Consider the following 15,526-nt stretch of genomic DNA (forward strand, 5'->3'; position numbering starts at 1 on the left):
CCACCATGCGAATTGTCATCGTTGGCGCCGGCTTTGCCGGCATGTATGCCGCGCTTTCTGCTGCTCGCCTGCGCGAGATCCAGGGCGTTACGCCCGAGACCCTCGAAATCACGCTCGTCTCTCCCGAGCCGACCCTTGTCGTGCGTCCTCGTCTCTACGAAGCAAAGCCGGAAACGTTGACGGCGCCGCTCCAGGATGTACTGAAGGCGATCGACGTAATCTATCTGCAAGGGTGCGTGGAGTCCGTCGACACCAAATCCCGCGCTGTGAAGATCACGGCGGCCGGACGTTCGGCACAGATCATCGCCTATGATCGGCTCATCCTTGCTACCGGCAGCCGGCTGTTTCGGCCCGACATCTCTGGGCTCGCACAACATGGCTTTAGCGTCGATCAGCTCGACGACGCGATTGCTCTCGATCGGCATCTGCAGGAACTGGCGAAGCAGCCGCCGTCGAAAATGCGGAACACAGTGGTGGTTGCTGGCGGAGGATTCACCGGTATCGAAGTGGCGACGGAGATGCCGGCGCGCCTGCGAGCCATCTTCGGCAAGGATGCAAATCCGCACGTCATCATCGTCGAGCGAAACGATGCCATTGCTCCCGATATGGGGGCCGGGCCGCGCCCGATCATCGAAGATGCCTTACGCGAACTCGGCGTGGAGACCCGTCTCGGGTTCGGCGTCACATCGCTCGACAAGTCCGGGGTAACGCTCTCCAGCGGTGAGCGTATCGAAACGGCCACGGTGATCTGGGCGGCCGGGATGCGTGCCGCGCCGCTCACCGCGCAGATTCCGGCCGAGCGCGACAGCTCCGGTCGGCTGCTGGTCGATCGGGAGCTGCGCGTACCATCAGTGAGCGGCGTGTTTGCGACCGGCGATGCCGCGAAAGCCCTGTGCGACGACAAAGGTACATATGCGCTGATGTCGTGTCAGCACGCAACGCGAATGGGTGCTTTCGCAGGGAATAATGCCGCAGCCGAACTGCTCGGCGTGCCAACAAAGCCGTACCACCAGGAAGCCTACGTGACGTGTCTCGACCTTGGCACTGCCGGCGCGCTGTTCACGCGCGGGTGGGAACGCAAGGTCGAAATGGTTGGCGACATGGCGAAGAAGACCAAACATGAGATCAACACCGTGTGGATCTATCCGCCCCGCGCCGAACGCGCTGCAGCCTTGGCTTCCGCCGATCCGGAGAAGGTGACCGATCTCTGATCGACATGTGAACAGGAGCCGCTCCCCGGGGCAGCGGCTCCGAATCAAGCAACAATAATGTGGAGACCACGATTATGCAGAACGAAAAAGTCATCATCCTGACGGGCGGGTCGTCGGGGATCGGACGGGCGGCGGCGCTTCGCTTTGCCAGACAAGGCGACAAGGTGCTCGTGACCGGCCGCCGGTCCGCTCCACTCGACCAATTGGCGTCGGAGCATCCGAATATCGTCGGCATGGTGGCCGATGCAGGATTCGCGACCGATGCTGGCCGCACGGTGACGAAAGCTCTCGAACTCTGGGGGCGAATCGATTCGGTGATCAACAACGCCGGCGCCGGCGCAATCCTGTCGTTGGCAGATATCACGGCGGAGAAAATCGCGGATATTTTCTCGGTAAATGTGTTCGGGCCGAGTTTACTCGCCTCGGCGGCCTTGCCGCATCTGCGGGACAAGCGAGGCACAATTGTCAATGTGTCGAGCACGTTCGGGCATAAGCCGGCTGCGGCGCTCTCACATTATGCTGCGAGCAAGGCAGCGCTGGAACATCTGACCCGCTGCTGGGCGCTTGAGCTCGCGCCCTCCGGCATTCGTGTGAACGCTGTTGCGGCAGGGCCGACCGAAACCGGCGCCTTGACCGGCATGATGGGCCTCACGCCGGAGCAGGCAGCTGCGGTCGAGGAGCAGGAGCGCGAAAGCATCCCGCTCGGACGGCGCGGTATGCCTGACGATGTTGCGGAATGGCTGGTCCGGCTGGCTGGGCCCGCTGCAGCGTGGATGACAGGTCAGGTGATCGATGTAGATGGCGGCCTGGGGCTGGCATAGCCGCCATCATCGACGCAAAACCTAACGTTTTGACTGCATCGGCCTCAACGAGCATTTCGTCAGATGACAAAGCATTGGTGCACGGACAAAGGAGCGCGGCCTTGCACTGTCGAGAATGCGCGTCTACGGCGCGAGCTGGCGATGGCGCTCGAAAGGCAGGCCGCAACCTCCGAGATTCTAAAGGTCATAGCCAGGTGCCCGACCGACGTACAGCCGGTGTTCGGTGTCATCTCGGGAAGCGCGCAGCGGCTGCTCGGCGGCAAGTCGGCGCTCGTCACGCGCGTCGTCGGCGATATGCTGCATCTGGCGGCATGCACGGCCGGAAGCCCTGACGGTGACGAGCAGATCCGTGCCTCGTTTCCGGCCGCGCTAACGGCGGGCGGAATTCATAGCCGGGTCGCCGCGACGTCGACCATCGCGTTCCGGTCTGACGTCGAGACCGACCTCGGCGTCCCACAGGCCGTCAGGGACATGGCGCGCGCCAGAGGATATCGCAGCATCGTTGTGGTGCCGATGCTCCGCGAAGGCCGCGCGATCGGCACGATCGGGGTCTCGCGCGCCGAACCTGGTGCATTCGGCGAAAGCCAGGTAGAGCTTCTCAAGACCTTCGCCGACCAAGCCGTGATCGCGGTGGAGAACGTCCGGCTGTTCGAGGAGGTCCAGGTGCGCACGACGCAGTTGTCGAAGTCCCTCGACGATCTGCGCGCCGCCCAGGATCGCCTCGTACAGACGGAAAAGCTCACATCGCTGGGACAACTCACTGCGGGTATTGCGCACGAGATAAAGAATCCCCTCAACTTCGTCAACAATTTTGCCTCGCTGTCCGCCGAACTAACAGACGAGCTCAGCGATACGCTTACGGGTCTTGTCGTCCCGGATACCGCTCGTGAGGAGATCGAAGAGTTGAGCGGGATGCTCAAGGACAATTTGGGAAAGATCGTGCAACACGGCAAGCGCGCCGACTCCATCGTCAAGAACATGCTTCTGCATTCGCGCGGCGGCGGCGGCGAGCACCGCCGGATCGTTCTCAACGCGCTGGTCGATGAGAGTCTGGCGCTCGCATATCATGGCGCTCTGGCGGAGAGGCCACAACTCTCTGTCGGGTTCGAGCGCAACTACGATCCGGCGGTTGGATCGATTGAGATCTTCCCGCAGGAGATCACGCGGGTGCTGCTAAACCTGATCTCCAACGGTTTCTATGCAGTGGCCGAGCGGCTTGGCGAATGCGGCACGGGCTACGATCCGAGGCTGAGCATACGGACGCGCAGCCTGGGCGAATCCGTCGAGATTCGCATTCGCGATAACGGCGTCGGCATTCCATCCGGTGTCAAGGAAAAGATGTTCGATCCCTTCTTCACGACCAAGCCACCTGGCGAGGGGACGGGTCTCGGCCTCTCCATGAGCCACGATATCGTGGTGAAGCAGCACGGTGGCAGGATCGATGTCGAAACCGAGCCGGGCGCATTCACAGAATTCATCGTCACATTGCCGCGCGACAACGGGATGCAGAGGAATCAGTCATGACACTGATGGGTCTGGTAGTAGACGACGAGCCGGACATCAAGCTACCGTTGCGGCAGCAGTTTCGCGGCGATGTGCGCGCCGGCCGCTTCGACATGGATTTCGTCAGATGGGCCAAGCAGGCGCGGAGGCGTGTCGTCGAAACTGGAGAGCGGAGGCAGGTTCCGATCCTGTCGGATATCTATATGCCGGGCATGAGCGGCCCTGACCTGCTGCCGCAGATGCGCGCCCGCCGACCGGACGGGCCCATCATCACGATCCTGACCTTTGGCGACAATCGGGCCCACGAGACCGCATTGGAGCAGGGCACCCCTAATCGGCTGATCAATCCGATCGATTTCGTGCGGCTTATCTATGACATCGAAACGAGACTAGGGACGGTCGCATGACCGCTACGGTCCTGATGGTCGATGACGAGCCAGATTTGGAAGCCCTCGTCCTGCGGAAGTTCCGTCGCCAGCGCCGCGACGGTCTCATCGACTTCGTGTTCGCGCGTGATGGCATCGAGGCGCTCGATGCCATCGACCGGTATCCTCATGTCGATCTGGTCGTGCTCGACATCAACATGCCGCGCATGGATGGTCTCTCGCTGCTGGAGAAATTACAGGAGCGGGACGATCGAAAATCCGCGATCATTGTCTCCGCCTATGGCGATATGAGCAATATACGAACCGCGATGAACCGCGGCGCGTTCGATTTTCTCACCAAGCCGATCGATTTCTCCGATCTGGAAGCGACGATCCTGAAGACACTTCGCCACGTGCAATTCCTGCGAGAGGCGCGTCGCCGCCAGACAGACGCCGAGCGCGCCCATGCCTCGCTGTCGCGCTACTTTTCTCCCGAACTCGCCAAACGTCTTACCGCCGGAGGCGAGGACGGCATGTTGGTGCATTGGCGCCAGGTCGGGATCATCTTCACCGACATCACTGGCTTCACGTCGCTTGTTGAGACAGCGGCGCCGGAGCAGCTTGCGGAGCTACTCAACGAATATGTCGGCGGACTGACCGGTGTGGTCTTCGACCATGAGGGGACTGTCGCCAAGGTAATTGGCGATGCGATCCAGGTCCTGTTCAATGCGCCGGGCGAGCAGCCGGATTATGCAACGCGCGCCGTCGCCTGCGCGCAGGAACTAGATCGTTGGGCCGAGAAGTTCCGCGAGCAATGGAGGCAGAAGGGCGTCAATTTCGGCGCGACACGCATCGGCGTGCATGCGGGGCCGGCGCTGGTCGGCAACTTCGGCGGCAACCGCTTCTTCGACTACACTGCTTATGGCGATACGATCAATACCGCCGCCCGGCTCGAAGTCGCGAACAAGGCGCTGGGAACGAGACTATGCGTCAGTGATGCCGTTGCGAGCATCGCTCGCGAGTTCCGCGGGCGCCCCATTGGCGATCTCGTTCTGCGAGGCCGGAGCGAAGCCTTGCGGGCGCATGAACCGCTACCGACAGACCGATTCGATGATTTGGCCACGACCAAATACGCGGCTGCATTTCGCCAGCTTGGTGCGGGCGACGTCGCCGCCCTGCCGAGCTTTGCGGCGCTGGTGGGCGCCCATGCCGACGATCCGCTGGCGAATTTTCATCTGCGGAGATTGCTCGATGGCGCGCGCGGGACGACAATTCGATTGGGGTGATGATATCCTGTCCGGAAGCATCAAGTCACACCTGGCCTTCGATTTTGCGGCATCTGTCCGCCCCTGATGCCATATTGGGCTCCGGATCGGGCCATATCCGGCTCCGCATCGGGCGCCGGCCGTGGCAATACATGGATTTCCATGGGCTGCGGCGGGAAGGCTAAGTCGCTAGGCTTGCCGTCGGGAGTGCCGGGAAGGCGCGTTTTTCGGAAGACGCCCAAATAATGCGCCGGCAAGCGTCAGGCTCTCTCAGGGAGGAGCATCCTAACATGACGGTAGAGCGTTCCCGGCACCATTGGCTGACCCCGGTCGTGGCATCGGCAGTCGGGATTTTGTTGTGCTGGATAATGAACGAGCCATTCGGCCTGCTGGTGCCGGTCGCCGTGCTTTATCTATACGCGCCTGGCCGGGTCGTGTGGTTGCTTCGGGCCGCCTGGACGACCGCTCTTCTAGGCTCGGTCGTGGCTGCCGCGAGTATTGCCGGTAACGATCGCGACTACATCCTCGAATGGACGGCGTTTTTCGCGCTGTCGCTGTGCTTAGGGGAAATCATCGAAATGAAGGCATCGATGGTTTTCGGCTCGGATGCGCTGGAAGCGATGCGCATCGTGAAGAGCATGCCGGCGTATACGTGGTCAGCAAGCCCGGACGGTCATTCTACATTCGTAAGCGAGAGTACCTTCGCATATACCGGACTGAAGCCGCCCAAAGCGGGCCTATTTCACCTGCTGGACAATACATCTTGGCGACGGATCATACATCCTGACGACTACGACGGCGTCATGAACGCACGGCGACAATCGCTGGCGTCGAACCTTCCCTTCGATACGGAATTGCGCATCCGGCGGCACGACGGAGTGTATCGGTGGTTCAGGCTGTTCGGTTCACTGTCGCGCGACGACAAAGGCAAGCTCACCGGCTGGTATGGCACGATGATCGATATCGAAGAGCGGAAGGTCGCCGAACAGGCGCTTCAAAGCAACGAGCGCGAACTTCAACAACTCATCGACGCGGTTCCTGCGGCAATCTGGAGCACGGGGCCGGATGGAACGCCTACTTACGTCAATACCCGTTTCACGCGCATGACCGGCGCAACGATTGCTGACATCACGGACGGCGATGGATCGCCGTCACTGAGCGTCGTCCATCCCGAAGACCGTGACCTCGCGGTGGCCGCCTTCCGGCACGCGGTTGCTACCAGCGAGCCCTATTTCAGGCGCTATCGACAAGTCCGTGCCGACGGATCCTATCGTTGGACAGAGACGCGGGCTGAACCTCTACGGGATCGATCCGGAGTAGTCCTAAAATGGTACGGACTCAGTGTCGATGTTCACGATCTGGTGATCGCCCAGCAGGCGCTGCAGCAAAGTGAGCAGCGGCTGCAGCAACTGGTCGATGCGGTCCCGGTCATGATCTGGAGCACCACTCCCGAAGGCAAACCGGTGTTCGTCAACAAGCGGTTTATGGATGTGACCGGGACAACTCTCGAAGACGCCACCGGGTCGGATGGCATGCCAACGCTGTGCACGATTCATCCGGATTATCGGGACGATGCCCGGCGCATGTTCATGCAATCTTTCGCAACGGGCGTTCCTTGCATGAGTCGCTATCTACAGCTCCGACACGATGGTTCCTATCGCTGGAGCGAGGTTCGGGTCGAGCCGTTGCGCGGCGTGAGCAATGACGTGCTGCAATGGTACGCCGTATGCGTTGACATCGAAGATGAGGTCCGGGCGCATGAAGCGCTGCGACAGAGCGAGCGCTCATTGCGCCAGCTGGTAGAGACGCTGCCGGCGATGATCGATTGCGCGACCCCCGATGGCGAGCCGATCTACCGCAGCAAGCAGTTGCGCGAGTTCCTCGGATATAATCTCGAGGATCTCGATGGGGAGCCGTCCCGGTTGGGTGCAACACTGGACGGCGGCGTGCATCCCAACGATCTGCAGGGCGTCAAAGAGAAATACGCTTATTCGCTCGCCACCGGCGAACCCTATGCGAGGCGTCACCGGTTACGTCGCTTCGACGGCGAATATCGCTGGGTCGAAACACGCGCTGGCCCGATGCGCGATGCAGCCGGCACCATCGTGCAGTGGAACGTTATCTGCCTCGATATCGATGCCGAGATGCGTGCGCAGGAAGAATTGCGTCAGGCCCAAGAGAAGCTTGCACGCGCAAGCCAGGCCGCGAGTCTAGCCGAACTGTCAGCCTCTATCGCACATGAAGTGAATCAGCCACTTGCAGCAATCGTCGCCAATTCTCACGCCTGCCAGCGGTGGCTCACGGCATCGCCGCCAAATATCGAGCGAGCCCATCGGACGATCGAGCGGGTCATTCGCGACGCTAATGGGGCAGCGGATGTAGTCAGCAGAATTCGAGCCTTGTTCAGGCAGTCGGTTGAGAAGAGGAGCATCTCCGCGCTCACAAGCGTGATTGAAGAGGTTTATGACTTGATAAGTGAAGAGGCGGCGCGCCGGCACACTCGAATTGCAGTCGATATCGAAAAAGATATTCCGCCGGTAGCGTTAGATCGAATTCAGATCCAGCAGGTCTTAAGCAATCTCATTCGAAACGGCATCGACGCGATGGACCAGACCGCCGAAAACAAGGCCGTTCAACTACATGTCACGCGCGAGGACGAAGAGATGATCAAAATCGCGGTGACCGATTCAGGCTCTGGCGTCGAAATGCCGGACAAAGTGTTCCAGCCATTCTTCTCCACGAAAGAGCAGGGCATGGGTATGGGACTCGCGATTTGTCGCTCAATCGTGGAAGCGCATGGGGGGACCTTGTGGGCCGAGAACAATGCCTCGCAAGGCGCGACATTTGCGTTTCTGTTGCCAATTAAACCAAAGGCGGCCTCGTGATGGCTGAAGACTACATTGTCTTCATCGTTGACGACGACGCGCGGATACTGGAAGCCCTCGTGGAGTTGTTTGCGTCCTACGGCATTCCAACCATGGCGTTTGGGTCGGCTGGCGAATACATGCTTGCCGAAAAGCCGGATATTCCCGCTTGCCTGATTCTAGACGTCGAGCTGCCGGATATTAACGGCCTCGACCTGCAGGGGCGGATTGCCGAACGCGGGCATCCTCCGATCGTTTTCATCACGGGTCACGGAGACATCCCATCGTCGGTTCGCGCAATAAAGAACGGAGCCTTAGATTTTCTGACAAAGCCGTTCAGCGATGCTGAGGTCATGGCTGCGACGCGATCGGCCATTGCGCAGGACCGCTCCGATCGAGTTATTCGCACCGAGGCCAGGCTGTTGAAAGAGCGCTATCTCAGGCTGACCCCGCGTGAACGGGATGTGCTTCCGCTGGTGGTGAGTGGTCTGTTGAACAAGCAGGCTGCCGCGCAGCTAGAAATCAGCGAAGTCACGCTGCAGGTCCATCGAAGGAACGTGATGCAGAAAATGGTTGCAGCGTCACTCGCCGACCTCGTGCGCATGGCTCAAAAGCTAGGAATACCGCTCACCAATTCGCGTCGGGTATTAGGCCGTGATGACGCATAGAAGCAGGTCCGCTGTTGCGATTGTCGATGACGATCCAAGGGTGCTTGAGTCGCTCGAAGAACTTCTGGAATCAGCAGGATACGCTGTATGTTGCTTTTCGTCGGCTGAAGCACTGCTTGCGTGTGGTCTGTCGCAGGTGGATGTGTTGATCACCGATATTGGACTTCCGAATGTCAATGGCCTCCAACTTCGCAATGTCGTGAGAGAGCGGCGGCCCGACCTACCAGTTTTTCTCATCACAGGGCGCCACGAAATCGCCGATCAAACACGGGCAAAAGGCATTACCGGGTTCTTCCGCAAGCCCTTCGATGGTATGGCGTTGCTGTTAGCCATCGGCGAAGCACTCACATCACGAAAAATAGAGAGCGACGATGACGATTAACTTGCCGCTTGTACGCGCAGTCCCGCTGCAGAAACCTGAATCGGAAGAGCCGCTGGTCATCATCGTCGATGACGATGCCTCGGTTCGTGAAGCCTTGTCCGAACTGATGGTCTCCGCGGGCTTTGAGGTAGTCTGCCATGCGTCGACGCTCGCGTTCCTAGATGCCGGCGCTCCCGACAGGCCGTGTTGTCTTATCGTCGACGTGCGGATGCCCGGTGCGAGTGGTCTCGATCTGCAGGAGCGTCTGAGCAGGAGCAGTGATCCGCGGCCGATCATCTTTCTCACGGGATATGGGGATATTCCGATGACGGTGCAGGCCATGAAGGCGGGCGCCATTGACTTCCTCACCAAGCCTGTGCGCGACCAGACACTGCTCGATGCGGTTCATACAGCCATCGCGAAAGACCGTATCCAGCGGCAAAAAGCAACAGAGCTCAAACGCAACCTCGAGCGGCTCGCGACACTAACGCCGCGAGAACGCGAGGTGCTTCACAAGGTTATGGGTGGACGGCTGAACAAGCAGATCGCATTTGATCTCGGCATCAGCGAGGTTACGGTGAAACTGCACCGGAGTAACGCTATGCGCAAAATGGCGACGAGTTCGATGGGCCAAATGATACGGGCGTGGGAAACCTTGCCAGCCGTGGCACGAGCGTGGCCGATGTACCATACCAGCGAGACCCACGTCGTTGAACAGAAGTGAGGCAGAGGCGTTTCAGAAGATATGACGGCTTATGGCGGCAAAGCGGTCGCTGTGGTGTGGATGTTAGATCCCCGCTAATAGCTCCCGCTAAATGGACCTAGTCCGAACGTCCTGGGGACTGAACCGCCAGCATTGCAAGCGCGAATTCGACTGCGTGTAAAAACGATCGAGCTTCCGACCGACAGTTGCCCAAGCAGTCTGCACTCATGCGACGATTTTCTGCTGGTTTTGCTTACTCGTTCAAACGCGACCGAGCTAGAGTTTCGGACAAGGCGGGCATATCCCGCTGTAAAGTAAAGAAAAACTGGCGCACCCGACACGATTCGAACGTGTGACCTTTGCCTTCGGAGGGCGACGCTCTATCCAGCTGAGCTACGGGTGCATCTGCTGCTTACGCAGTGCTTACGCGAATTTCTTGCGAGTGTGAAGCGACGAGCAACGTTCTCGCAAGTCTTTGAATTCCAGACCTCTTTCGAGCTCCTTTTTTGCTCCATCTGGGTTGACACATGCCTTCGGAGAGCAACGCTCTCGCAGCATCGGCGTGCTCAGGCTTGAATCAAGAAGCTAGTGATAGAAACCCAGGCGCGCACATCGCGCAACGTTGGTGTGCAGAAGTCTATTGCAGATGAACGCTGTTGCTTTGCGCCAAGGGGGGCGTGCTCTGAATGCTAATTTCACCTCGTGGTCCGAATGGTCCAGGGCAAATTACGGCACATATCGCCAATATTTCGGGGCAGCTGGAAAGTCGGGGATACCCCGGATCTGGGCCAAACGCGGGGGCCGCATTCCATTCCAAATTAGTAGCTTCATGTCGTCGATCACGGCTCGATTAGACGCAAATTCGGTATGATTGAGGCCAAAGATTTCGTCACCGATCGCCGTCACGTCGATCGTCTCAATATCGGGCAAAACGATCGGTCCCTGCGGAGCCACATCGCCCGCACGGGGTACACGCGCAGGAATCCGCGAAAGGGCCAGAGCCTTATCGGCAGAGGACGCGTACAACGTCATACCTTTCGTGATCTTCCGAACAATGGGCCCCATTTGCAGGAACTGATCTCGATCGACATCCGGCGCCGCCATTACAAGTTCGCCTACCATCGCCGGGTTCGAAGTCTTAGCATAACTGGAGAGGGCGTCCAGCACGACCAAATTGCCCATACTATGCGCGATAACGTCTACCTGATCGAAATGATGATTCTCCTTTAGTAAACGAAGGACTCCCACGAAGGCATCTCGCGCGAGATATGCGCTGTCTCTATCGTAAAAGTATTCGCTCGGGCGCCCCGCTGAGGCCCATGAGAAAAGAACGGAAAGACCAGGGTACTGCAAATCCCAAATGATCTGAGCATTGCGATAGAGCGCATCCTCAAACGAGGTATTAAACCCGTGCACAAAAATAAGGGCCCTCTTCTGAGGCGCCTTCTCATGTGCAACTTTTTCCCATTGCTCTTGGGTCAAAGCAGAAATTTTACGAATGGAAAAATGTCTGCTCTCCGAAATTGATCCCTCATACAGCGTGTAACCGAGAACGGACCATTTGACCGGCAATTCAATTTGTCCAATCTTGTGATCCTCCGGAATTCGCACGGACGCAGCACCGAAACCCAGTTCCACACTTCTCTGCCCTGTATAGCCAACGGGGCCAGACTGCCCGATACCGATCATCGATTTCTTTCGTGTGGTTACGTAGAGAAAATCGACCACTCTAGGGGAAGAGTTGTCTAACGGCTCTGACGCAATCGTTGGCGACCAAAGCTCGTCCCTTGCGCCAAGTATGCCATCTAGCTTCTTAAGGTCATCTACTATCTGGTCAAACTTGGAGTCGCTATCGTACCCGAGCTTTGGCGGCCGTCCTGACATCAACGTGGCCTTTAACGCTCGTTCTCGTCTTTCCATCATCGACTGCTTGTATTTTTCAAAAAGTGAGTCGGCCTCTACCGGCGTCAAATCTGGAGAGGTCAGCATTTTTTGATATAAGACAACCAAAGATGCCTTTGCTCTAGCCCACGACTGCGCATCATCAGACATCGCCGCCCGGTCTATTTCACCGAGCATATCGTAGAATGGCAGCGTAGTTTCCTGATCCCGTCGTTCGTTCCGTGCGATACTGTAAAGCACAAAGTCGCTGCGTCGGTATGGCCGACCTTCATCGTCCATTAAACGAGAGTTTTTTACCAACAACTTCGTACTCGCCTTTTCCTCACCCGCAACCAAGGCTGTATATGAAGCAACGAACCCTTCTATAGTGTTGCTGTTGATTTCCACTCTGTGACCAGTAACCGGGACGCAATCTCCCATGGCAACGAGCGTCTCAAATGCATCGAGGAGGGAAGAGCCAACTTTCGATACCAACTCGATACCTGCTGGTACTCCTATGGACTTGGAAATTCCCTCGGCAAATTGCAGAACGCGTTTCGCGTAGTCTTGGTTTTTGGTTTTATAAAGCACGACCGTAATGGCAATCGAGCCTCCGCGAAACGGATGCGGTCCGACGACCTTGATATCGTTTATCAGGAATCCGTGGGGAAGCTCCTGTTTTCCTCTCAGCGTGTTTGGCCCGACTATTGAAGCCACGTTAATAACGTCAGGGCCGTAGATAAAATCTACAGAAACAAATACTAAAGGATCATAGGTCGACCAAAATTCCCTGCCTTTGGTAAGGTACATTTCATTCAACGTGATCGAGAAATAATCGCGGTCACGAACTATCTCCTCCCCTGTTGCCGGTACGCAAGCGTCACCAGAAAATCTGATGATGGTCGTCGCAGGAGGTGGGGCGCCGCTGACAATCCGAGCGATTCGCCCAATCACATCTAGAACACTCACTGCATTCCCTCACATGGTTGGGTCCCACTGACGCTAAGCCAGCTCGCCTTCTCATCTTGAGTAAATCGATTTCCATGCTCCTCGAGAGATGCCACCCGGCATGCCTCACGACGAAGCGCACTATTGGTCATCTTTGTAATTGCCAAACGGCGAGCCTCACTTAGATTCCACACGCGAACATTGGCTTGGCCGGCGCCCCTTTGTTGTACAAGAACCAGCTTCTCCCCGTCGTCTGAAAACCGCATTTTGCTCGCGCTATCCAGGGAGGAGAGAGACGGCAAAAGCGGGGGCCACCTCAATAGCGGAGCTCGAGATCCAAATTCACTTCGTATGAAGATGACACCTTTCTCGCTGAGCCAGGCGATGCGCCTTTCGTTTCCCACCTGCACCGACGCCAGGAGAGGCCGTGGAGTAAAGAAAGCAGGTCTCGGCGCGCCATAAGCCGCCGCAATCTCAGGGACTGGAATTTCGACCTTCTCGGTAGCTTCTCCATCCTTCAGAGGAAAAACCAAAAGCGTACCGCTATTCTCGCGGATGACGATGGACTTATCTTGGTTGGAGAAGGCGATCGATCGTAAGTACGGTTGAGGGGCTGGTTGTCCCGATACTTGAGATGAAATTCCACCCAATCCGTCGGAGCCGGGTTGTTTTGCAGGCCCTGATAATTCTACGGACGTGTTTCGCCTTTTGCTGTTTCGCGTTGCGATAACAAGAGTCGATCTTCCTCGGTCTTCGGGAGCATTTTGGATCACTAAAAGTCTGCTGGAGAACTCCGAGTACGTAGGCCAGATGACGCCAATATCCCGCATCTCGTTGTCTTCATCCGGTGCGAGAGAATTGGTGGCAGCGTCGAAACGCAGATCGGAGAACAGCAGCTTACCGGCCTGATCGAAGGTTGTAAGTCGTATTGCTCCACCCGCGATCTCTACAAAAGGCGCGCGCGGGAGATTACTCATATTAATAATATTCTTGAGGTCGATGACTTTCTTTTCACCGCTCGCCCAAAATGTGAACTGGCCGTTTCTGTAAGCAACCGGATCCGATAGTCCCGAAATAAATCCTATACTGATCCACGGGTTCATTTGGGCGGCGCTCGGTGGAGCATTTGGCGTGCCAACCGTGCCTAGCTCCTTGGCTTCCTTATCATACACGCCCCCAATAAAAATTTTGTTGTCTCTAATAAACGCAACTCGTTCGCCGTCGCCGCTCAGTCCTACGGCTTCTGCGGACCACATGTTCATAGGTGAGCTCGCTAACGTCTTCTCCAATTCAACTCGCGTCTCATTAAAAGGCAAAAGGCGACGCGCGAATCCGTTAGATTCGTTCCAGCTCGCCATCAATAATAGCAACCTTATACGAGCGTCGAGGAGTGGCTCGCTTGCAGTGTATGCATTGGTCGCCTTAACAGCAGCTCCTCTCATGATTAGTGATTGAGCGTAGACCAGAATGACTCCAGCAGTCAGGGCTGCTATCGTTAGCCCGCCGAATATTCGAAAACGGCTCAGTCGTTTTTGTGCTTCAAGAAGTTTCTCACGAGCTTCCTTCCAACGAAACAGTGAGGCAGCTATCGCGTCGTGGCCTAAACTGAAGTGATCCACGCTTGCATGCTCAGCAGAAACCAAGGACACTTTTCTGAGCAATCTGTATTTTTCATCGGCCATTTTCGATAGACATTCGACGATACAGGTTTTGAACCCTTTGCTTCGTGCGAACGCTATCAAATCGTCCTTAGGTGAAAGCAGCGTCGTAAGCGCACCACCTTCCTGTCTTGCTACCAGCGTTGCAATAACATCGCGCCACGCCTCAATCTCGTGATCCTTAGGCGGGCCAACAACCTCGTCCACGGCAGATTTGATTGATTGATCGATGAAACGGTCGAGTGCTCCCTCAACGCCGCCTTGCTTTTTATAATCAGATTGTTCGATCTTAGATCGACCCTGCTGCCCAACAACCGTTTCGTACAAGTCCTTGCATACTACTTGCATAACTGGGAGCGCGCTTGACTCTCCGCAATGATTCACGATGTCGACGGCGATCCGATTCACAAGTGCGGGGGCATACTCAAATTCGTATTTTTCGAATGGCGGACGGTATTGGCCTACTTTACGTTTTACAGTTGGCCTCTCGATCGCTGCAGCCAGGTCGTCTTTGTCTTGGAGGCCGTGAAGCATGAATTGCTCCATGCCAACCCTCTTCGTAGTCACAGCCAAAGAAGGAGAGATGCGAAACCAATCGCAGAACTGGCCATAGTACTCCGTGCGCAATGAGATCACAATTTTGAGGTCGATTCGTTCAAAGCACAGATCCTCTAGGAACGAAAAAAAAGCCGACTTCCTCGAAGTGCTTTCTCCGTCTGACGCGAGTGTCAAGACTTCTTCACTTTGATCGATTACCAAGACCAACGTCCCAATTAGACTGGCCGTCAGCAATGTCAAACATTTCAGCAGCGCGTCTGCTAAAGCACCTCGTTCGGCTGTAGACTCGAGGAGAAGGATAGCTTGCGATCGTACTGCGACGGGCAATCTTCGTTGAAGAGAATCGTCGGCCTTTAGCGCCACCAGCAAGGTAGACCGCAACCGAACAATGGGATCATCGGTACACCTTATCAAATATGGTTCGTTAGGATTGGCTATTGTTCGCAGGCAGGTGAAATGCTCGGCATCTTCGAGAAGTCGCGGAAGTAACCCTGCTCTTAAGAAAGATGATTTACCCGTTCCACTTCGACCATGAAGAAGAAGAAGCTTGGTTTCATATCGCCCGACAATCTGAGCACACGCTTCCGTTTCCTTATCGCGCTGGGCAAATAACGGGGCGTCTTTCGCGGTATAATAGTTGAGCCCCTTGTAAGGCGCTTCTGGCCATTGCTTCGCAGCGGCGTCGGGGACAGTTCGCTCGAGTAGCATCGCGAGTCATCC

The 15,526-nt window shown here is 56.9% G+C and carries 11 protein-coding genes and 1 tRNA gene; 9 read left to right on the plus strand and 3 right to left on the minus strand.

Annotation, left to right across the window (positions count from 1 at the left end; all coding sequences use genetic code 11):
* The first annotated feature begins 5 nt into the window (after window positions 1-5).
* The 9 genes from ACVJ5M_RS13445 to ACVJ5M_RS13485 all read left to right on the plus strand — a co-directional run bounded on the left by ACVJ5M_RS13445 (window position 6) and on the right by ACVJ5M_RS13485 (window position 9,782).
* Window positions 6-1,211, plus strand: coding sequence for an NAD(P)/FAD-dependent oxidoreductase (locus ACVJ5M_RS13445; protein ID WP_456679328.1), 1,206 nt, complete (start codon window positions 6-8; stop codon window positions 1,209-1,211).
* 74 nt (window positions 1,212-1,285) lie between these two features.
* Window positions 1,286-2,032, plus strand: coding sequence for an SDR family NAD(P)-dependent oxidoreductase (locus ACVJ5M_RS13450; RefSeq protein WP_456679329.1), 747 nt, complete (start codon window positions 1,286-1,288; stop codon window positions 2,030-2,032).
* A 141-nt stretch (window positions 2,033-2,173) separates the two neighbouring features.
* The gene (locus tag ACVJ5M_RS13455; protein WP_456679330.1) at window positions 2,174-3,556 is read left to right on the plus strand and encodes a GAF domain-containing sensor histidine kinase; all 1,383 of its coding nucleotides are present in this window, start codon (window positions 2,174-2,176) and stop codon (window positions 3,554-3,556) included.
* On the plus strand, window positions 3,553-3,942 hold the full coding sequence (locus ACVJ5M_RS13460; protein ID WP_456679331.1) for a response regulator: 390 nt from the start codon (window positions 3,553-3,555) through the stop codon (window positions 3,940-3,942). Before ACVJ5M_RS13455 ends, ACVJ5M_RS13460 begins: the two co-directional genes overlap by 4 nt.
* Window positions 3,939-5,186, plus strand: a complete 1,248-nt coding sequence (locus ACVJ5M_RS13465) for an adenylate/guanylate cyclase domain-containing protein (protein WP_456679332.1) — start codon at window positions 3,939-3,941, stop codon at window positions 5,184-5,186. Before ACVJ5M_RS13460 ends, ACVJ5M_RS13465 begins: the two co-directional genes overlap by 4 nt.
* A gap of 617 nt (window positions 5,187-5,803) precedes the next feature.
* The gene (locus ACVJ5M_RS13470; RefSeq protein WP_456679627.1) at window positions 5,804-8,050 is read left to right on the plus strand and encodes a PAS domain-containing protein; all 2,247 of its coding nucleotides are present in this window, start codon (window positions 5,804-5,806) and stop codon (window positions 8,048-8,050) included.
* A complete protein-coding gene (locus ACVJ5M_RS13475; protein ID WP_456679333.1) occupies window positions 8,047-8,697 on the plus strand; it encodes a response regulator transcription factor in 651 nt (216 codons plus the stop codon). Before ACVJ5M_RS13470 ends, ACVJ5M_RS13475 begins: the two co-directional genes overlap by 4 nt.
* Window positions 8,687-9,079: a response regulator gene (locus ACVJ5M_RS13480; protein ID WP_456679628.1), complete on the plus strand. Its 393-nt coding sequence runs from the start codon at window positions 8,687-8,689 to the stop codon at window positions 9,077-9,079. Before ACVJ5M_RS13475 ends, ACVJ5M_RS13480 begins: the two co-directional genes overlap by 11 nt.
* The gene (locus ACVJ5M_RS13485) at window positions 9,069-9,782 is read left to right on the plus strand and encodes a response regulator transcription factor (RefSeq protein ID WP_456679334.1); all 714 of its coding nucleotides are present in this window, start codon (window positions 9,069-9,071) and stop codon (window positions 9,780-9,782) included. The genes ACVJ5M_RS13480 and ACVJ5M_RS13485 overlap by 11 nt, the downstream gene beginning before the upstream one ends.
* 305 nt (window positions 9,783-10,087) lie before the next feature.
* Here ACVJ5M_RS13485 and ACVJ5M_RS13490 read toward each other — a convergent pair.
* The 3 genes from ACVJ5M_RS13490 to ACVJ5M_RS13500 all read right to left on the minus strand — a co-directional run bounded on the left by ACVJ5M_RS13490 (window position 10,088) and on the right by ACVJ5M_RS13500 (window position 15,514).
* Window positions 10,088-10,164: transfer RNA gene (locus ACVJ5M_RS13490), tRNA-Arg, on the minus strand.
* A gap of 323 nt (window positions 10,165-10,487) precedes the next feature.
* On the minus strand, window positions 10,488-12,611 hold the full coding sequence (locus tag ACVJ5M_RS13495) for an alpha/beta hydrolase (protein WP_456679335.1): 2,124 nt from the start codon (window positions 12,609-12,611) through the stop codon (window positions 10,488-10,490).
* The gene (locus ACVJ5M_RS13500; RefSeq protein WP_456679336.1) at window positions 12,608-15,514 is read right to left on the minus strand and encodes an ATP-binding protein; all 2,907 of its coding nucleotides are present in this window, start codon (window positions 15,512-15,514) and stop codon (window positions 12,608-12,610) included. The genes ACVJ5M_RS13495 and ACVJ5M_RS13500 overlap by 4 nt, the downstream gene beginning before the upstream one ends.
* Window positions 15,515-15,526 lie beyond the last annotated feature (12 nt).

It is taken from the genome of Bradyrhizobium sp. S3.7.6, from assembly GCF_054061875.1.